The organism is Microvirga sp. 17 mud 1-3, from assembly GCF_003151255.1.
GTDB lineage: Bacteria > Pseudomonadota > Alphaproteobacteria > Rhizobiales > Beijerinckiaceae > Microvirga.
Window position 1 is genome coordinate 2,266,487 of sequence record NZ_CP029481.1, and the last position, 17,583, is coordinate 2,284,069.

Genomic DNA, 17,583 nt, shown 5'->3' on the forward strand with positions numbered 1-17,583 from the left:
GGTTGGGCGTTGCCCAGAGAAGTTGATCGCTTGAGACTGCAGCGAGCTGATGTGGCCCGCATTCTCGATGATCGACGGGCCAATGAGACTGATGGTCGAAGCTCTAGTAACGCTACCTGAATTCGGGTCTGCGTGGACGTACCCTTCTGCCCCAATGGCGATGTACGAAGGGCCGCTAACCGCAATTGCGCCACGCAGCTTTCCGTAGACCTCACCGTTGATCGTGAGGCGCGTCGGAACAGCGGCGGTCGCGGCGCTCTGGACATAGACGCCGAAGGACGCCGCCCCCGTCGCCCTGAATAGGCACCCTCGTCGACAAAGAGGATATCGTCCTTTTCCATCGTAAGGGCCGGCGTATTGTCCGCCGTCGCCTCGAGGGAGGTCTCGGGCGTCACGATATAGGTAGTGGCCATGCGGCGTCTCCGAGGCGGAGGGGACAAGCCCCCATTAACGATATGATGTATCGTTAATGGATCACGCCAGATCCCGCAAGGTTACGCCCGGCGGCGCGATGGCGCAGGCCCGCCTAGCCCAGCCGCCCCAGGATCGGAAAGGTCTCCAGGAGCCAGAAGGACGCGTTGGCGATCCAGCCCGTGAGGAACGCGATGCCGGTCAGGACCATGAGGACGCCCATCACCTTCTCGACCACTGCGAAATGCGAGCGCATGCGCTTCATGAAGGCCACGAAGGGCTTCATCGCGAAGGCGGCGAGCAGGAACGGGACACCGAGGCCCGCCGAATAGGCCGCGAGCAGCAGGGCGCCGCGGGACACGCTCGTCTCCGATCCTGCCACCGCCAGGATGGCAGCGAGAACCGGGCCGATGCAGGGCGTCCAGCCGAACGCGAAGGCGAGGCCCATCACGTAGGCGCCCCACAGGCCCACGGGCCGGTTTACCGAGAACCGCGCCTCCCGGTAGAACAGTGCGATCCTGAAAAGCCCCAGGAAATGCAGGCCCATCACGATGATGGCGATGCCCGCGAGCGTGCTCAGAACGTCGAGATATTGCCGCACCGCCTGCCCCAGGGCCGAGGCGGTGGCGCCCAGGAGCACGAAGACGGTCGAGAAACCCGCCACGAAGAGGAGCGCCGCCGTCATAGCCCGGCGACGTACCGCATCGTCCCCCGCGCTCAGGCGGTCGAAGGTGGTTCCGGCCAGGAAGGACAGGTATGGCGGCACCAGCGGCAGGACGCAGGGGCTCAGGAAGCTAATGAGGCCGCCGAGGGCCGCGGCCGGAAAGGAGACGCTAAGCATGATGGGGGCTTTCTAGCCTCTCGTCCGTTCACAGGAAAGGCGACACGAGGCGCAATCGCCGCCTTGTGAACGTGGCTGTTTTGCGCTTGCCTTCCCGGATGATGACCCTACGCAATCTGATCACCGACGTGCCCGGCCTGCGGGTCGGCAACGCCCAGGACGAAACCATCGCGTCCGGCGTGACCGTGGCTCTCTTCGATGCGCCGACCGTCGCTTCCTGCGCCGTGCTCGGCGGCGCGCCCGGTACCCGGGAGACGGATCTTCTCGAGCCGGACAAGATGGTGCCCGGCATCCACGGCATCGTGCTCTCGGGCGGCTCCGCCCTCGGGCTCGATGCGGCGGGCGGCGTCCAGGCCTTCCTGCGCGAGCGGGAGATCGGCTTTCAGATCGGCAATATGCGCGTGCCCCTGGTCTCCCAGGCGGCGGTCTTCGACCTGCTCAACGGCGGCAACAAGGATTGGGGCCGCTACTCGCCCTATAGGGAGCTGGCCTACGAGGCGGCCGGCAAAGCTGGGGCTGAATTCGCCTTGGGGACAGCCGGCGGCGGCTACGGCGCCACGACCGTGAATCTGAAGGGCGGCCTCGGCTCCGCAAGCATCGTCACGGCTACCGGCCACACGGTCGGGGCCCTGGCGATCGTGAACAGCATCGCGTCGGCGGTGATCGGGGACGGCCCGCATTTCTGGGCCGGCGCCCTGGAGGTCGGCGAGGAGTTCGGCGGCGTCGGCCTGCCCGAAAGGGTTGCGCCGGAACGGCTGGAGCCGTTCTGGAAGGGCGGTCCGCAGCCCGCCACCACCATCGCGCTCGTGGCGACCGATGCCATCCTCACCAAGGCCCAGGCAAAGAGACTTGCGCTTTCGACCCATGCGGGCCTCGCCCGGTCCCTGCGCTTTTCGAACGGCCTCTTCGACGGCGATACGGTCTTCACGGCCGCCACCGGCCACAAGCCGCTTGCCGACGAGGCGACGGATTTCACCTACATCACGGTCGCGGCCGCCGATTGCCTCGCCCGCGCCGTCGCCCGCGGCGTCTACGAGGCCACCGCCCTGCCCTTCGAAGGCGCCCTGCCGGCGTGGAAGGATCTATTTGGCCAGAAGTGAAGGTGATGCACCAGGAGCGTAGACAATTTCCATGATATTACGAAATCACGTTACGTTTTGTTGGACACAATAGCGTCTTACGAGTAAAAGCGCCCTCTCTTTAAGGAAGGCAGGAGGGTCCGAGATGGCGCAGGGCTATGACGATCTCGTCGCGTATGTGAAGGTCAACAAATCGAACCCTCTCGCGACCGCGAAGGTCATGGTTTCCTGGATCTGGGCCTCGGTCGAGGCCCTGAACGGCCCGACCAAGACCTCGGAGGTCGTGAGCATGCTCAAGGGCGCCTGCGGCTGGCGAGACAATCTGCTCGAGTCCCTATTCGATACGATTGGTATCGAGCACCGGCGCGCCAACTTTTTCGACGTGCCGATCCAGTCGAACCATTCGGCGACGGAACTCCGCATCAATGGCAAGTGGATGTTCTTCGATGCAATGATGGGAATCTACTTCACATTCAAGGGAAGTTCGACGCCGATCTCTATGGAGGAGGTTCGCAACAACTGGCCGAACGTGATCGTTCACAAGTCGTCCCTAGAGGGATGGCAGGGTAAGTTCATAGACCCCAAGACGATCAGTCCCGCCAATTTCGAAGTCTATGACGACCTCTTCGTCCATGCTCCCAAGGATTTCTACAAGACCGACAACGCGATTCCGGCCGAGCTCTTCACGATCTATTTCGGGCCCAAGGCGGGCTATCTGCAGGACGGTAAGGCGACCAACATGGTCAACCAGTCCCGGTCATGGAAGACAGCCGTCGACCAGGCACATACAAAGGCGTGGGCCGAACAGACCAGCATCTACGATGCCAGCGGTCGCATCGAGGCCAATTACACGCGCTTCGACAACAAGTCCCATCGCTTCGTCCACCACGACCGGAGCAACAAATACGATTGGCTGACGCAGACGACCTTCCTCACCGCCAGTAGCCGCGTCGATCATAAAGTCACCGTCAACGACGATGGAAGCCGTACCTATCAAGCCTACAACATGGCAGGCACAGGCGACTGGAAGGAACAGACCACCTTCTATACGGCCGCCAAGGCCGTCGACCACGAAACCATCCTCAACAAGGACGGCTCGTCGATCGTCCGCGAGTATGACACTTTCAGTCTCGCCGACTGGCAATCGTACGAGGATGTCGTCTCGCCGGACGGCATCACACTCAGGACGACCCTCACGCAGGATGACGGCAGCACGACCACCTATGACTGGGCAACGGCCTGAAGGTTGCGGGCACGCCGGGCGACGAGTTCCTCACCGGCACGAGTGAGGCGGACGCGCTTTTCGGCTTCGGCGGGAGCGACACGCTCGACGGTGGCGCCGGCGTCGACCGGCTCGAGGGCGGACCTGGCAACGATGTCTATTACGCGGATTCGGTGGGCGAGATGGTGGTCGAAATGCCGGACGGCGGCCGGGACACCGTCTTCGCCGCGACCAACTATATCCTGAACCGGGAGGTCGAGAACCTCGTCCTCGGCGAGAATGCAGTCTATGGAACCGGAAATGCGCTCGGCAACACGATCATCGGCAGCGGGCTAGACAACATCCTTACCGGCGACGGCGGCAACGACCGCCTCGTAGGCGGGGCCGGAGCCGACATCCTCACGGGAGGCTCTGGCAAGGATATGCTGGAAGGCGGCGACGGTCCGGATACGCTCACGGGTGGGGCTGGGAACGATACCTTCCTTTGGCGCAATCTCGCTGAGACCGCTGCATCTCGGGCCGGTTCCGATCTGGTCAGAGATTTCGCCTCCTGGCAGGGCGACGTGCTAAATCTCCGATACATTGATGCCGACGCAACCCGGGCCGGAAACCAGAACTTTCAGTTCGTTGGCGAGGGAGCCTTCACGGCCCCCGGCCAGGTCCGATACGGCCATGTCGGGAAAGAGACCTGGATCTATCTGAACACAGATGGAGACGCCTCTCCCGAGGCCGTCCTGCGCCTCGCGGGTTCCCACGAGCCACAGGCCAACGGGTTCGTTCTCTAGTTTTTCACTACCCTCAAAACCGCTCCGGCCGGTAAGGCTTGGGATCGATCACCGGCGCCTCTCCGGTGATCATCTCGGCCAGGAGGCGGCCCGTGATGGGGCCGAGGGTCATGCCGTGATGGGCGTGGCCGAAGCCGAACCACAGGCCCTGGTGACGGGGCGCGCGTCCGATGATCGGCATCATGTCGGGCGTGCAGGGGCGCATGCCCATCCAGGGCTCCGGATCGACCCGCTCACCCAGGGGAAAGAGAGATTTCGCGATCGGCTCAGCCCGGGCGAGCTGCACCGGGGTCTTGGGCGCGTCGCGGTCGGCGAATTCCGCCCCCGTCGTGAGGCGGATGCCCCGAGCCATGGGCGCCAGGAAGTAGCCGCGCTCGAAATCCAGGGTCGGGCGGTTGAGGACTGCGTTGCCCTCCGGCCGGTAATGCATGTGGTAGCCGCGCTTCACGGCCAGCGGGAAGCGATAGCCGAACCGGCGCGTCACCACGTCGGCCCAGGGACCCAGCGCCACAACGACGGCGCCAGCCTCGACCGGACCCTTCTCGGTCTTGAGGCGCCATCCGCCGCCGGCCTGCTCCAGGGTGCGGGCGTCGCCCTCGGCAGCCTCGCCGCCCAGGCGTTCGAACAGCTCCACATAGGACATGACGAGGGCGTGCGGATCGTAGATCGCCGCCGGGTCGGTCCAGTGAATGCCGCCCTTCAGCGGGATCTTGAGATGCGGCTCGCGCTCCGCCACGGTCCGGCCGTCGAGGGCGTCGAAATTGACGCCGAAATCGCGCTTCACCTGCTCAGCGTCGCGGACCTGTACCTCCATGGCACGGTCGGAGCGGAAGACCTTCATCCAGCCGGTCGGGCGGATCAGGTCGACAGAGCCGGCCTCCTCGGCGAGGGCCATGTGCTCCGTCACGCTGTGTTCGATCAGCGGAGCGTAAAGCCGCGCGATGGCCTTGTGCTGGGCCGGGCGGGAATGCATCCAGTACTGGAACAGGAAGGGCGCAATCTTCGGCAGCGCCGCCATGTGGTAATGGGCATCAATGGTGTTGTTGAGGGCATAGCGCAGCAGCGCGCCGAAATCGTGCGGGAAGCCATAAGGATAGACGCCCTCGCGCTGGATCAGGCCCGCATTGCCGAAGGATGTCTCCAGGCCCGGCTGCCGCCTGTCCACCAGGAGCACGGATCGGCCCCGCTTCTGCAGGTGCAAGGCGATCGACACGCCGACAATGCCGGCCCCCAGAACCACAACATCCTTACGCATGAAGACCCTGCCCCGTTCCAGAACTCTCAGGCGCGGAAGGCCAAGCCTTCCCGCGACCGCTTCTTTACTCCCGTTCCTTTAGGGCCGTCCACGCCTTTCCTGTGGCAAATGGACCTCTCCCCAGCTCTCTCCGGACAAGCGGCGCGCTGCTTGTCCCGCAAGGCCGTTGCCGCGGGGAAAGGCTCGTGCTACCGGCGCGGCATGACACGCCCTCTCCTGATCGCCCCTTCCATCCTGGCCTCCGACTTTTCCAAGCTCGGCGAAGAGGTCCGCGCCATCGACGCGGCCGGCGCCGACTGGATCCACATCGACGTGATGGACGGCCATTTCGTCCCGAACATCACCCTCGGCCCGGATATCGTGAAGGCGCTTCGCCGCCACACGACCAAGCCTTTCGACGTTCACCTGATGATCGCCCCCGTGGACCCCTATCTCGAGGCCTTCGCCAAGGCCGGGTCGGACGTCATCAGCATCCATGCCGAGGCCGGCCCGCACCTGCACCGCAGCCTCCAGACCATCCGGTCGCTGGGCAAGAAGGCCGGGATCGTCCTCAATCCCGGCACCCCCGAGCACTCCATCGAGCCCGTGCTCGACATGGTGGACCTCGTCCTGCTCATGACCGTCAACCCGGGCTTCGGCGGCCAAGCCTTCATCGGCTCGGTCTGCGACAAGGTGCGGAGGGTCAAGGCCATGATCGGGGAGCGTCCCATCGACATCGAGATCGACGGCGGGGTCACGGCCGAAACCGCCCCCCTGGTGGTGGAGGCCGGCGCCAACGTGCTCGTGGCCGGCTCCGCAGTCTTCAAGGGCGGCCCGGAGGCCTACGCCCCCAACATCACGGCGATCCGCGAGGCGGCCGCAAAGGTGCGTTGAGATCGGGCGTCCGGCATGCTACCGCGCGGGGGAAACCTCCCCCGTCGGAAAGTGTGAGCCCATGATCCCCCGCTACAGCCGCCCCGAGATGGTGGCCATCTGGTCGCCCGAAACCAAGTTTCGCATCTGGTTCGAGATCGAGGCGCATGCCACGACCGCCCTCGCCGACCTCGGCGTCGTGCCCAAGGAGGCGGCGGCGCTCGTCTGGGACAAGGGCGCGAAGGCGACCTTCGACGTCGAGCGGATCGACGAGATCGAGCGTGAGGTGAAGCACGACGTCATCGCGTTCCTGACCCATCTGGCCGAAATCGTCGGGCCGGAGGCGCGCTTCGTCCACCAGGGCATGACCTCCTCGGACGTGCTCGACACCACCTTCAACGTGCAGCTGGTGCGCGCGTCCGATCTGCTCCTGAAGGACATCGACGGACTCCTGGCAGCCCTCAAGCGCCGGGCCTTCGAGCACAAGATGACGCCGACCATAGGCCGCTCGCACGGCATCCACGCGGAGCCGACCACCTTCGGCCTCAAGCTCGCCCAGGCCTATGCGGAGTTCGAGCGCTGCAAGCTGCGGCTCATCGAGGCCCAGCGCGAGATCGCGACCTGCGCCATTTCGGGCGCGGTCGGCACCTTCGCCAATATCGACCCGCGGGTCGAGGAATACGTGGCCGAGAAGATGGGGCTGTCCGTCGAGCCGGTCTCGACCCAGGTCATCCCCCGCGACCGGCACGCCATGTATTTCGCGACGCTCGCGGTCATTGCCTCCTCGATCGAGCGCCTTGCAATCGAAGTCCGCCATCTCCAGCGCAGCGAGGTGCTGGAGGCGGAGGAGTATTTCTCGGCCGGCCAGAAGGGCTCCTCGGCCATGCCGCACAAGCGGAACCCGGTGCTGACCGAGAACCTCACGGGCCTCGCCCGCATGGTCCGCGCCTATGCCATGCCGGCCATGGAGAACGTGGCGCTTTGGCACGAGCGGGACATCTCCCACTCGTCCGTAGAGCGCATGATCGGGCCGGACGCCACCGTGACCCTGGATTTCGCCCTCGCGCGCCTCACGAGCGTCGTCGACAAGCTCGTGGTCTATCCGGAGAACATGCAGAAGAACCTGGACCGCCTCGGCGGCCTCGTCCATTCGCAGCGCGTGCTCCTGGCCCTTACGCAGAAAGGGGCCTCCCGCGAGGACGCCTATCGGCTCGTCCAGCGCAACGCCATGCCGGTCTGGCGCGGGGAAGGCGACTTCCTGACCCTACTAAAGAACGATGCCGAGGTAACGAAATACCTGGCGCCCTCGGAAATCGAGGCCTGCTTTGACCTTGGCTACCACTTCAAGCATGTGCATACGATCTTCACGCGGGTCTTCGGCGCAGCACAAGCATAGCTGGAGGGGTGGAAATCTTTCCCCAATGCGCGACAATCCCCGTCGAGAGACAAACCACGACGGGGATTGTCCATGCTGTCGGAGACACTTCTCAAGACAGGTCTGACCCGGGCCGTAAAGCACGGCACCCTTAAGTTGACCACCGCCCGCGGCGAGTGCTTCAGCTTCGGCGACGGTACCGACCCTAAGGTGGCGATCCGCTTCACGGACGAGGCCGCCCAGCTCGCTCTCTGCCTCCATCCCGAGCTGAAGCTCGGAGAGCTGTTCGTGGACGGGCGGCTCGTCATCGAGAGCGGCACGATCTTCGACCTGCTCCAGCTCGTCCTTCAGGACACGCATGGAGAGCTCGACGATCTGCCGTTCCATCGCCTGCGCAAGATCCGGACCTGGATGCAAATGCGCAGCGAGAACGACGCCGCCCGCTCCAAACGCAACGTCGCCCACCATTACGACCTGGACGGGCGGCTCTACAGCCTCTTCCTGGACAGCGACAAGCAATATTCCTGCGCCTATTTCGACCATCCGGACGCTACCCTCGAGGAGGCCCAGCTCGCCAAGAAGCGCCATATCACCGCAAAGCTCCTCCTCGATCCGGGCCAGAGCGTGCTGGATATCGGCTCCGGCTGGGGCGGGCTCGGCCTCTACATGGCCCAGGTGGCCGGTGCGGGCTCCGTGAAGGGCGTGACCCTTTCGGAGGAGCAGCTCGAAGTGTCGCGTAAGCGCGCCGCCACGGCAGGCCTGCCGGACCGGGTCCGCTTCGAGCTCGAGGATTACCGCTCTACTCAAGGAACCTTCGACCGCATCGTGTCGGTGGGCATGTTCGAGCATGTGGGCGCCCCATCCTACGACACCTATTTCCAGACCTGCCGCCGTCTCCTGAAGGAAGACGGCGTCATGCTGCTCCACACCATCGGCCGCACGGGCCAGCCCTATCCGACCAATCCGTGGATCGCGCGCTACATCTTCCCGGGCGGGCACCTGCCGACTCTCTCGGAAGTCATGCCGGCCATCGAGCGGGCGGGGCTGGTCGTGACCGACCTGGAGGTTCTGCGCCTGCATTACGCCTTCACGCTCCAGAAATGGCGCGAGCGCTTCATGGCACAGCGGGAAGAGGTTCTTCGCCTCTACGACGAGCGCTTCTGCCGGATGTGGGAATGCTACCTCGCCATGTCGGAATCGGCCTTCCGGTTCCAGGATGCGGTGGTGTTCCAGATCCAGCTCGCCCGGCGCAACGACACGGTGCCGCTCACGCGGGACTACATCGCCGAGCGCGAGGCCACTCTCAAAGCCGCCGAGACGGCGGAGCTGAAGCAGAGCGCCTGAGCGCCCGTCTTGAACCGCGGCCTTCGGACCTCTACCTCCGGATCATGAAAACCTCCGATTGCGACATTCTCATCGTTCCCGGCTATCAGGATTCCGAGGCCGACCACTGGCAAAGCCGCTGGGAGCGGCAGCTCTCGACAGCCCGGAAGGTCAAGCAGGAAAGCTGGGATTCCCCCAACCGCGACGCCTGGGTCGCGAAGATCGTCGAGGACGTGGCGGCGGCGGAACTGCCGGTCGTCCTCGTGGGTCACAGCCTCGGCGTCCTCGCCATTGCGCATGCGGCGCCTCAACTTGCGCCCGACAAGGTCTCGGGCGCCTTCCTGGTCGGACTGCCCGACGTGGAGCGCCCGGATTTCATGCCGGCAATCGACCGTGCCTTCGCGCCGATTCCCCGCGATCCCCTGCCCTTCCCGTCCGTCCTCGTGGCAAGCCGCACGGATCCCCATTGCGACTACGACAAGGCGGAGGACATCGCCTATGCGTGGGGCTCTGCCATCGTGGATGCGGGCGATGCCGGGCACATCAACTCCGACAGCGGCCACGGCCCTTGGCCCGAGGGCCTAATGCGTTTCGCGGGCTTCCTGAAGAAGCTCTGAACGCCACATGACGAAAAGTTCATGCGGCCTTCATGCGTCGGACAGCACGGTGGTCCGATCCTGATGTCCTCATCATCGAGGAGGAGATTTGCATGAAGACCCTTGCCATCCTGTCCGCAGCTTCCGCGCTGGCCCTCGCCGGAACGGTGGCCTATGCGCAGCCCGCTCCTCCGCCGGCCGGCCCGGGTGGTCCCGGTGCGCGCCCGCCCATGAGCCGCGAGGATTTCGAATCCCTGACCGATGCCCGCATCGCGTCCATCCAGGCGGGCCTCAAGCTCACGGCCGATCAGCAGAAGCTCTGGGGCCCGGTCGAGCAGGCCCTGCGGGCCCAGTCCGCTGCGCGGATCCAGCGGGTCGAGGAGCGGCGTCAGAACGGCCCCCGCAAGGAGCGCCCAGACATGATGCAGCGCCTCGAGCGCAGGGCCGAGATGGCCTCACGGCAGTCCGAGTCGCTTAACAACCTCTCGACCGCCATGAAGCCCTTCTGGGCCTCTCTGGACGACCGGCAGAAGCGCCTCCTGCCGATCCTCATGCGTGACGGGCGCCAGGGCCGTCGCATGGCCTGGCACGGTCACGGTCACCGCGGCGATCATGGCCGCATGGGCATGATGCATCGTGGCCAAGGCATGCAGGGCCAGGGCGCGCAGGCTCCGGCGGGCAACCAGCCCCCAGCCCCGCCGAAGCAGCCGTAACGGGAAAAGGCCGCCTCCGGGCGGCCTTTTTCATAGGCCCGCCTTATGGAACCGGGAGAGGCAGCCCACGGCCGGAAACAGCCCCAAAGTCTCGGGCGAGACATCGAATTCACGTCCGAGGCTTTAAGTTTCTGTTTTTGAGCATCTTTTCCCCCAAAACAGCTTCCTACTTTTGCGCCCGATGCTCTAGTCACCCGGGCGTTCCGCCATTATGGTGCCGGCCAAATCGACAGGTTCAGAGCAGGCGCGATGGCTGAGAGCAAAGGCACCCCTCATTTTCACAACGAGCCGGGCGTTCCGGTGATTTACGTGGGCTCGAAGGAATTCATGTGCATCGGCGCGAAGCCGCCCATGGACCATCCTCACATCTTCTGCGACATGGGCCGGGATTCGGAGCTCGTCTGCTCCTATTGCTCGACCCTCTATAAGTACGATCCTTCCCTGAAGACCTTCGAGTCCCGCCCGGCGGAATGCGCCTGGGTCGAGCCCGAAATCGCCGCCGACATTCCGCATCCGGGCCGGTGAGCGGCCGCTCCTTCGCGGTCGTCGGTGCCGGCATCGGCGGCCTGACGGCAGCGCTCGTCCTGGCCCGCCAGGGCCATGCGGTCACCCTCGTGGAACGGCGGACCGGCTTTGCGGAGGTCGGCGCCGGGCTGCAGCTCTCGCCCAATGCGAGCCGCATCCTCCTGGGTCTCGGCCTCGGCGCGGCCCTGCGCCGGGTGGCGAGCGAGCCGGACCGGGTTGTGATCCGCAGCCTCCGCTCGGGCCGCGAGATCGGCCGGATCGCCTTAGGCTCCTTCATGCGCGAGCGCTTCGACGCACCCTACTGGGTGGTGCACCGGGCCGATCTGCAGACCGTGCTTCTCGATGCGGTGCGCTCCCTCCCGACCATCCGCATCGTCATGGGCCGCACGGTGGAAACAGTCACCGACGGGCCGGACCGGGCGAGCCTCGTCATGGAATCCGCCAATGGGGCCCGCGAGAGCCTCGAGGCCGATGCGATCATCGGCGCGGACGGCGTCTGGTCCAAGATCCGCCAGGCCCTCGGCGACAAGGCCGCACCCACCTTCCGCAACGCCATTGCGTGGCGCACCACCATCGACCGCCTCGCGGCACCGGCCCAACTGTCCGGCAACGAGACCGGCCTCTGGCTCGGCCCACGGGGCCACGTGGTCCATTATCCCATCGCGGGCGGCGCGAGGATCAACATCGTCGCCATAGAGAAGAGCACGAGCCCGGTGGACGGCTGGGCCGCCCCCGGGGACCGGAACGTCATCCTGGCCCATTACGGCTCCGCTGCTCCGGCCTTGCGCGCCCTCCTCGGCGCCGCAACCGAGTGGCTGCGCTGGTCCCTGTTCGATCACCCGGCCGGACGATTTGCGCAGGGACGTATCGCGCTCCTCGGGGATGCGGCCCACCCTGTCCTGCCCTTCCTGGCCCAGGGCGCAGCCCTGGCGATCGAGGATGCGGCCGCCCTCGGGAGCCTGCTCCAGGACCCGCAGGCGGATATCCCGCAAAGCTTCCGAGCTTACGAGGCCCAGCGCCGCGACCGCGCCCGACAGGTCCAGGATCATGCCCGGCGCAACGGGCGGATCTACCATGCGGGCGCCCTCGTGGCCTTCGGCCGCGACCGGGTCATCCGTCATCTCGGCCCCGAAGGCATGGTCGAGCGCTACGGCTGGCTCTACGGCTACGGGGGATGACTGCGCGCTCACGCCCGGACGGGCTTGCGCTCCCGCCCGCGGCCCGATAACCGTCAACCGATGCGGACGTGGCGAAACCGGTAGACGCAAGGGACTTAAAATCCCTCGGGCTATGCCCGTGCGGGTTCGACCCCCGCCGTCCGCACCATCCTAATTTGGGACGTCCTTCCGCACACGAAGACGTGATAAATGCTGTCCTTGTAGGGGCTTCGGCCGCCTCCCAATTCATGGAGTGCGGACCTCATCTATGCCCCCCGCACACCCCTTGTGCCAGGTCCGTAAACTGCAGAGACCTAGGTCCTTTTTTCAAAGCCCGCCACTTCAGAGCGGGCTTTCTTTTGTGCCCTGCACCTCGACAGGCCGACCGCCCCTGTTACTCTATCCACGTGACCACCTGAGGGGCCTTGCATGCACGCCGACATCGCACCGGGCGAGCCGCTTTTTGTCGAGACGGACACACCGCCGCCCGGCGCTTACGAGGCGCTGCTCGGCGAGCTGCGCCGTTTCACGACGGGCGCCGTCGGAGCGCCGGACAACCACGATTTCGCAGTCCTGATTCTCGATCCCGGCACCGAGGTTCCGCTCGGCGGGCTGTGGGCGCAGTCACGCTGGGGCGGGTTTCACATCGACATGATCGTCGTGCCCGAGGCCCTGCGCGGTCGCGGCGCGGGCACGCGACTGATGCAGGCCGCCGAGGCGGAGGCGCGGCGCCGGGAATGCCGGCATATGTGGCTCGAAACCTACAGCTTCCAGGCTCGGCCCTTCTACGAGAAGCTCGGCTTTCGCGTCTTCGGCCAGCTCGACGGACCGGGGCCGATCTATCCCCGTTTCTTCATGACAAAGATCCTGTCCTGAGACGGCTCTCTTCTCACGTGACGGAACCACAGCCGAGCCCATGACGTTCGCTCGGCACGGTACATGTTGATTTTCGGAGATCACGCGATGAAGAAGCTGGCTTTCATCCTGCTGGCGGGTGCCTTCAGCACGGCTGCCTTCGCCCAGGACACTACGACGACGATCAAGAAAGAGGACGGTATCCTCGGCAGCAAGACGACCATCGAGCGCAAGACCGAGCCGAGCGACACCACCACGTCCACGTCCGTGACGACCACCGGCAGCGTCGGCTGCACCACCGAGACGAAGCATAAGACGAACGAGTTCGGAGACACGAAGACGACGAAGAAGACGGAGTGCTGATCCCGTCAGTATCCGAGTCCTGCCGAAAAGCCCCGGTCTTCCGGGGCTTTTCCATATATGTCTTCCGGGATCAATCGTCGAAGAAATCCGCCGGGCCGCTGCGGCAGCGATAGCCGACAGGGCATTGCGGCGTATCACGCGCGGGCACCCAGGCGGGCTCGATATATTCGTTGATCTCGCAGAAGCTCCGGTCTCGGACGAAACGGTCATACGTATAGGTGCCGGTGCCCAGCACGGCGGCGCCGTTGGCGGCGACGATCTGCTGGGCTTGACGGCACGGCATGCTCGGCGTGAAGGGGCGCTGCTGCGCGAATGCGGTCGTCGCGAAGGCCGTGAAGGCGAGAGTCAGGGCTAACTTCTTCATCGTTCGTGTCCGATCCGGGACCTCTGCGGGAGAAACTAGAGGAAGGCCCGTCAGAGCCCAGCCGACAACACCGATTTGTGACCGAAGGATCCGATTGTCTGCTCAGCTTACAGCATCGGCTGCAGGCGCCGGGCCATCTCGACGGCGCCTGCATAATCCGTCTTGCCCGAGCCGAGGACCGGGATCGACGCAACCAGGATCGCCTTCGGCACCCAGAACTCCGGGAAGCCCTCTTTCTGGGCGTGACGGAGAAGCGCGTCGCGGTCCGCGTCCGGCTTCTCGGTAACGAGGACGATCTGCTCGCCCTTGCGTGGATCAGGCAGCGCCACGACCACGTGCGAGAAGGTGGGCCACAGGCGCTGGACCAACGCCTCCACGGCCGCGAGCGAGACCATCTCGCCGCCGATCTTTGCGAAGCGCTTGGCCCGGCCCAGGATGCTGACCAGCCCGTCCTCGCCCACGGCCACGATATCGCCCGTGTCGTGCCATCCGCCGGACGGCGGCAGGATCCCGCCCGGGCTATCCGGATCGAGATAGCCCTTCATGACATTGGGCCCGCGCACGAAGAGACGCCCGCCCTCGTGGACGCCCTCCACCGGGTCGAGCCGCCACTCGATGCCGGGCAAGAACGGACCGACCGCCCCTTCTCGGCTGCGGCCCGGCACGCTCACGGCGATCACCGGGGAGCATTCCGTCGCGCCGTAGCCTTCGAGGATCACGGTGCCGTGGCGATCCCAGAGCCTGCGGGTTTCGTCCTTCACGCGCTCGGCGCCCGCGATGGCGTAGCGCACGCTCGCAAGATCATCCTCTCCGGCCGCGCGGGCATAGCCCTGGAGGAAGGTGTCGGTGGCGAGCATGATCGTCGCGTGCGTTCCGGCCACGAGCTTCGGGATCTGCCGGTAATGCAGCGGGCTCGGATAGAGCACCGATTTCATGCCGTTGAGGACAGCCGTCAGGAGCCCGGCCGTCAGGCCGAAGGAATGGAAGATCGGCAGTGGGTTGAAGAAGACGTCGTCATCCCCCAGCACATCGCCCGCCTGAGCCTTCACCTGATAGGCATTGGCCACGAGATTGGCGTTGGACAGGGCGACGCCCTTCGGCCGTCCCTCGGAACCCGAGGTGAACAGCACTACGGCCGCATCGTCGGGCTTCACGCCCGCCCGGGCATGGACCTTACGGGCAAGCCAGCTCTCGACCAGGGCACGGATCTTATCGAGGCTCGTGATCGTGCCGCGCAGGTCCTCCAGGTAGAGGATCCGGCGCCCGGCGCCGAGGCTCGCGATCACGTCGTCGAGCTTGCCCTGCTCGATGAAACGGCGGGACGTGACAATGGTCCCAATTTTCCCGATCTCGCAGGCTGCCTCCAGGTTCCGGGTCCCGGCCGTGAAGTTGAGGAAGGCCGGAACGCGCCCGAAGGCGTTGAGGCCGAAAAGCGTGACCGCGATGGCCTGCACGTTCGGCAGCAGGATCCCGATCGTCCCGCCCGGCTCGACCGCCGCGGAGAGCTTGCGCCCGAGGAGCAGGGCCGCGAGAACGAGGCGCCCGAAGGTGACGGGCTGGCGCTCCATGTCCTCCAACGCGACCTTGTTGCGGCCGAAACGGTCCCGCGCGTCGAGAAGGGCGACGAACAGGCTCTTCCGCGTCGCGGCGATGTCGAATGCGGCCAAGGCGCCCTCCCCGGTCCGCCGGCTCAGCCGGCCGAGCCTTCGCGGATCGGCGCCTGGTAGGCGAGACCCATATCCCACGGGAAATAGATCCAAGTGTCCTGGCTCACTTCGGTCACGAAGGTATCGACCATCGGGCGGCCGGCGGGCTTGGCATAGACGGTGGCGAAATGGGCGTTCGGCAGCATGTCGCGCACGATCTTGGCGGTCTTGCCCGTATCGGTCAGGTCGTCCACCACGAGGACGCCCTTGCCGGTGCCGCCGCCAATCGCCTTGATGGGGGGAGCGATATCCTTGAGCACCCGCAGCTCGCCCTGGCTCTTGTAGTCATGGTAGCTGGCGACGCAGACGCTCTCGATCAGCCGGACGTCGAGTTCGCGAGCCACGATGGCGGCCGGGACGAGACCACCGCGCGTGATGCACACGATGGCCTCGAAGGGACCGGCCGCGGCCAGTCGCCAGGCCAGGGCCCGGGCATCGCGGTGAAACTGATCCCAGGAGACCGGGAAGGCTTTGGGGGAGGACGGGGACATCGGGTTCGCTCTCAGGCTTGACGGTTGGGGCAGATTCTAAAGGGGGTTGCGGTCGCCCTTGAGACGGGCGAGCAATTGGATGACCGCCTCGGCGGCGGCCTCGACCGCAGCAGCGTCCTTGCCGCGCACCACGATCTGGTTGCGGAAGCCGTTCGCCGAGAAGGACGGGTAGGAGCCGATGGAGACGCGCTCGTCGGCGGCCGCGATGGCCGCGAGGCCCTCGGCATAATGGCCTTCCGGGATCCCTTCCGCCTCGATGAGCCGGGAAATCATCTTCGCACCGGTCTCGAGGGTGGGCGCGATGGAATCGAGCATCACCTGCATGATGGCCGGCACGCCCGCCATGACGAAGACATTGCCGATCCGGAAGCCGGGCGCCTTGGAGATGGGGTTCTCGATGAGGTCGGCCCCATCGGGGATACGGGCCATGCGCATGCGGGCCTCGTTCAGCTCGCCGGGCTGGTAGCGCTCCTGCAGCATGGCGACCGCGCGGGGATCGTGGCCGATCCCGACCCCGAAGGCCTTCGCCATGCTGTCGGCCGTGATGTCGTCGTGGGTCGGGCCGATGCCGCCCGTGGTGAACAGGTAGGTGTAGCGCTGCCGCAGGGCGTTCACGGCCGCGACGATCTCGGCCTCCACGTCCGGAACGATCCTGACTTCGCGAAGATCGATGCCGATCCCGGTCAGGTACTTGGCCACGTAGCCGATATTCTTGTCCTTGGTGCGCCCTGTGAGGATCTCATCGCCGATGATGAGGAGCGCGGCTGTGACGGAAACGGCCATGGGCAAGGGTCCTTTTGAGGGCGTTTAGCGCCGGATGCGGCATTTCTCAAGCAAGCCTGCGGTTGATGCAGGGGCTTCTCCCCTGCTAGGGAGGCTGCCCGCCCTCCGATCCCGGTTTGTTCCCATGATTTTTTCCGAACCCCTGCTCGAGGGCCGCCTGATCGAACGCTACAAGCGCTTCCTCGCCGACGTGACGCTCGACACCGGCGAGCAGGTCACGGCCCACTGCGCCAATCCGGGCGCCATGATGGGGCTAAAGGAGCCCGGCTCCCGGGTGCTTCTGTCCCGCGCCTCCAATCCGAAGCGCAAGCTTGCCTATAATTGGGAATTCGTAGAGGTGGCAGCCGGCGGCGGGCCGCCCCAGCTCGTGGGCATCAACACCTCCCGGCCCAACCTCCTGGTCGCCGAGGCCCTGCGCGAGAACAGGCTCGCGCCCTTTACGGGGTACGACCGGGTGCGGCCGGAGGTGAAATACGGCCGCAACAGCCGGATCGACTTCCTGCTCGAGAAGGACGGCGCGCCGCCCTGCTACCTGGAGGTCAAGAACTGCCACCTGATGCGGGAGGCGGATTTCGCCGAATTCCCCGACTGCGTCGCGGCCCGCAGCGCCAAGCACCTCTACGAGCTCGCCGACATGGTTGCGGCGGGAGCCCGCGCGGCCCTGGTCTATGTGATCCAGATGCGGGCCTCCCGGTTCGCCGTCGCCCGCGACATCGACCCCGTCTACGACAAGGCCTTCCGCCATGCCCTTGCGGCCGGCGTCGAATCCTATGCCTATATCTGCCGGATCTCCCCGGACGGGATTGCGATCGACCATCCGGTCCCTATCGTGACCCCACGATAGACATGGCCGTCGGAGCAGAAAGCAAGGGCTGCTCTTCACTCGT

The 17,583-nt window shown here is 65.6% G+C and carries 19 protein-coding genes, 1 tRNA gene and 1 pseudogene; 15 read left to right on the forward strand and 6 right to left on the reverse strand.

All coding sequences use genetic code 11. From position 1 onward, the window contains the following. Positions 1–526: 526 nt before the first annotated feature. Positions 527–1,252: a cytochrome c biogenesis CcdA family protein gene (locus tag C4E04_RS10735; RefSeq protein WP_109597454.1), complete on the reverse strand. Its 726-nt coding sequence runs from the start codon at positions 1,250–1,252 to the stop codon at positions 527–529. An 80-nt stretch (positions 1,253–1,332) separates the two neighbouring features. Between C4E04_RS10735 and C4E04_RS10740 the strand changes: the two genes are divergently transcribed. The 4 genes and pseudogenes from C4E04_RS10740 (at position 1,333) to C4E04_RS10755 (ending at position 4,338) form a co-directional block, all read left to right on the forward strand. Next, positions 1,333–2,352: a P1 family peptidase gene (locus tag C4E04_RS10740; RefSeq protein ID WP_371681989.1), complete on the forward strand. Its 1,020-nt coding sequence runs from the start codon at positions 1,333–1,335 to the stop codon at positions 2,350–2,352. A gap of 124 nt (positions 2,353–2,476) precedes the next feature. Further along, positions 2,477–3,574, forward strand: a complete 1,098-nt coding sequence (locus tag C4E04_RS10745; RefSeq protein ID WP_109597456.1) for a hypothetical protein — start codon at positions 2,477–2,479, stop codon at positions 3,572–3,574. After that, positions 3,571–3,681: pseudogene (locus tag C4E04_RS21735) on the forward strand (hypothetical protein); the annotation flags it as partial. The gene C4E04_RS10745 and the pseudogene C4E04_RS21735, both read left to right, overlap by 4 nt. Positions 3,682–3,735: 54 nt before the next feature. Next, on the forward strand, positions 3,736–4,338 hold the full coding sequence (locus C4E04_RS10755; RefSeq protein WP_109597457.1) for a hypothetical protein: 603 nt from the start codon (positions 3,736–3,738) through the stop codon (positions 4,336–4,338). A gap of 13 nt (positions 4,339–4,351) precedes the next feature. On the opposite strand, the gene C4E04_RS10760 is transcribed toward C4E04_RS10755, so the two are convergent. Beyond that, complete coding sequence (locus C4E04_RS10760; protein ID WP_109597459.1) at positions 4,352–5,593, reverse strand: FAD-binding oxidoreductase; 1,242 nt, start codon at positions 5,591–5,593, stop codon at positions 4,352–4,354. 201 nt (positions 5,594–5,794) lie between these two features. Between C4E04_RS10760 and rpe the strand changes: the two genes are divergently transcribed. From rpe to C4E04_RS10810, 10 genes are all read left to right on the forward strand, one after another. Continuing rightward, on the forward strand, positions 5,795–6,466 hold the full coding sequence (rpe, locus tag C4E04_RS10765; protein ID WP_109597460.1) for a ribulose-phosphate 3-epimerase: 672 nt from the start codon (positions 5,795–5,797) through the stop codon (positions 6,464–6,466). 61 nt (positions 6,467–6,527) lie between these two features. Next, the gene (gene purB, locus C4E04_RS10770) at positions 6,528–7,841 is read left to right on the forward strand and encodes an adenylosuccinate lyase (RefSeq protein WP_109597461.1); all 1,314 of its coding nucleotides are present in this window, start codon (positions 6,528–6,530) and stop codon (positions 7,839–7,841) included. 72 nt (positions 7,842–7,913) lie between these two features. Further along, positions 7,914–9,164, forward strand: coding sequence for a cyclopropane-fatty-acyl-phospholipid synthase family protein (locus tag C4E04_RS10775; protein ID WP_109597462.1), 1,251 nt, complete (start codon positions 7,914–7,916; stop codon positions 9,162–9,164). Between the two features lie 44 nt (positions 9,165–9,208). Continuing rightward, a complete protein-coding gene (locus C4E04_RS10780) occupies positions 9,209–9,760 on the forward strand; it encodes an alpha/beta hydrolase (protein WP_109597464.1) in 552 nt (183 codons plus the stop codon). 92 nt (positions 9,761–9,852) lie between these two features. Beyond that, positions 9,853–10,452: a Spy/CpxP family protein refolding chaperone gene (locus C4E04_RS10785; RefSeq protein ID WP_162559356.1), complete on the forward strand. Its 600-nt coding sequence runs from the start codon at positions 9,853–9,855 to the stop codon at positions 10,450–10,452. 249 nt (positions 10,453–10,701) lie between these two features. After that, positions 10,702–10,977 (forward strand): zinc-finger domain-containing protein, encoded by a 276-nt coding sequence (locus C4E04_RS10790; RefSeq protein WP_109597466.1) that lies wholly within the window; start codon positions 10,702–10,704, stop codon positions 10,975–10,977. Then, positions 10,974–12,155 carry an FAD-dependent oxidoreductase gene (locus C4E04_RS10795; RefSeq protein WP_245416077.1) on the forward strand — a complete coding sequence of 394 codons (1,182 nt, stop codon included), beginning with the start codon at positions 10,974–10,976 and terminating at the stop codon, positions 12,153–12,155. Before C4E04_RS10790 ends, C4E04_RS10795 begins: the two co-directional genes overlap by 4 nt. Positions 12,156–12,217: 62 nt before the next feature. Beyond that, a tRNA-Leu gene (locus tag C4E04_RS10800) sits at positions 12,218–12,303 on the forward strand. Positions 12,304–12,563: 260 nt separating this feature from the next. After that, a complete protein-coding gene (locus tag C4E04_RS10805; RefSeq protein WP_109597468.1) occupies positions 12,564–13,010 on the forward strand; it encodes an N-acetyltransferase in 447 nt (148 codons plus the stop codon). A gap of 87 nt (positions 13,011–13,097) precedes the next feature. Beyond that, positions 13,098–13,352 (forward strand): hypothetical protein, encoded by a 255-nt coding sequence (locus tag C4E04_RS10810; protein ID WP_109597470.1) that lies wholly within the window; start codon positions 13,098–13,100, stop codon positions 13,350–13,352. A gap of 70 nt (positions 13,353–13,422) precedes the next feature. Here C4E04_RS10810 and C4E04_RS10815 read toward each other — a convergent pair whose 3' ends face one another. The 4 genes from C4E04_RS10815 to C4E04_RS10830 all read right to left on the reverse strand — a co-directional run bounded on the left by C4E04_RS10815 (position 13,423) and on the right by C4E04_RS10830 (position 16,696). Further along, the gene (locus C4E04_RS10815) at positions 13,423–13,716 is read right to left on the reverse strand and encodes a hypothetical protein (RefSeq protein WP_109597471.1); all 294 of its coding nucleotides are present in this window, start codon (positions 13,714–13,716) and stop codon (positions 13,423–13,425) included. A gap of 107 nt (positions 13,717–13,823) precedes the next feature. Continuing rightward, a complete protein-coding gene (locus C4E04_RS10820) occupies positions 13,824–15,383 on the reverse strand; it encodes an AMP-binding protein (protein WP_109597472.1) in 1,560 nt (519 codons plus the stop codon). Positions 15,384–15,406: 23 nt separating this feature from the next. Next, complete coding sequence (gene gpt / locus C4E04_RS10825) at positions 15,407–15,913, reverse strand: xanthine phosphoribosyltransferase (protein WP_109597473.1); 507 nt, start codon at positions 15,911–15,913, stop codon at positions 15,407–15,409. Positions 15,914–15,949: 36 nt separating this feature from the next. Beyond that, on the reverse strand, positions 15,950–16,696 hold the full coding sequence (locus tag C4E04_RS10830) for a molybdopterin-binding protein (protein WP_109597475.1): 747 nt from the start codon (positions 16,694–16,696) through the stop codon (positions 15,950–15,952). Between the two features lie 124 nt (positions 16,697–16,820). Between C4E04_RS10830 and sfsA the strand changes: the two genes are divergently transcribed. Beyond that, positions 16,821–17,540: a DNA/RNA nuclease SfsA gene (gene sfsA / locus C4E04_RS10835; RefSeq protein WP_109597476.1), complete on the forward strand. Its 720-nt coding sequence runs from the start codon at positions 16,821–16,823 to the stop codon at positions 17,538–17,540. The last annotated feature ends 43 nt before the right edge of the window (positions 17,541–17,583 follow it).

Coding starts and splice junctions, on each gene's coding strand:
- C4E04_RS10735 (WP_109597454.1), bottom strand. CDS start 1,252: ATGCTTAGCGTCTCCTTTCCGGCCGCGGCCCTCGGCGGCCTCATTAGC.
- C4E04_RS10745 (WP_109597456.1), top strand. CDS start 2,477: ATGGCGCAGGGCTATGACGATCTCGTCGCGTATGTGAAGGTCAACAAA.
- C4E04_RS10755 (WP_109597457.1), top strand. CDS start 3,736: ATGGTGGTCGAAATGCCGGACGGCGGCCGGGACACCGTCTTCGCCGCG.
- C4E04_RS10760 (WP_109597459.1), bottom strand. CDS start 5,593: ATGCGTAAGGATGTTGTGGTTCTGGGGGCCGGCATTGTCGGCGTGTCG.
- rpe (WP_109597460.1), top strand. CDS start 5,795: ATGACACGCCCTCTCCTGATCGCCCCTTCCATCCTGGCCTCCGACTTT.
- purB (WP_109597461.1), top strand. CDS start 6,528: ATGATCCCCCGCTACAGCCGCCCCGAGATGGTGGCCATCTGGTCGCCC.
- C4E04_RS10775 (WP_109597462.1), top strand. CDS start 7,914: ATGCTGTCGGAGACACTTCTCAAGACAGGTCTGACCCGGGCCGTAAAG.
- C4E04_RS10780 (WP_109597464.1), top strand. CDS start 9,209: ATGAAAACCTCCGATTGCGACATTCTCATCGTTCCCGGCTATCAGGAT.
- C4E04_RS10785 (WP_162559356.1), top strand. CDS start 9,853: ATGAAGACCCTTGCCATCCTGTCCGCAGCTTCCGCGCTGGCCCTCGCC.
- C4E04_RS10790 (WP_109597466.1), top strand. CDS start 10,702: ATGGCTGAGAGCAAAGGCACCCCTCATTTTCACAACGAGCCGGGCGTT.
- C4E04_RS10805 (WP_109597468.1), top strand. CDS start 12,564: ATGCACGCCGACATCGCACCGGGCGAGCCGCTTTTTGTCGAGACGGAC.
- C4E04_RS10810 (WP_109597470.1), top strand. CDS start 13,098: ATGAAGAAGCTGGCTTTCATCCTGCTGGCGGGTGCCTTCAGCACGGCT.
- C4E04_RS10815 (WP_109597471.1), bottom strand. CDS start 13,716: ATGAAGAAGTTAGCCCTGACTCTCGCCTTCACGGCCTTCGCGACGACC.
- gpt (WP_109597473.1), bottom strand. CDS start 15,913: ATGTCCCCGTCCTCCCCCAAAGCCTTCCCGGTCTCCTGGGATCAGTTT.
- C4E04_RS10830 (WP_109597475.1), bottom strand. CDS start 16,696: ATGGCCGTTTCCGTCACAGCCGCGCTCCTCATCATCGGCGATGAGATC.
- sfsA (WP_109597476.1), top strand. CDS start 16,821: ATGATTTTTTCCGAACCCCTGCTCGAGGGCCGCCTGATCGAACGCTAC.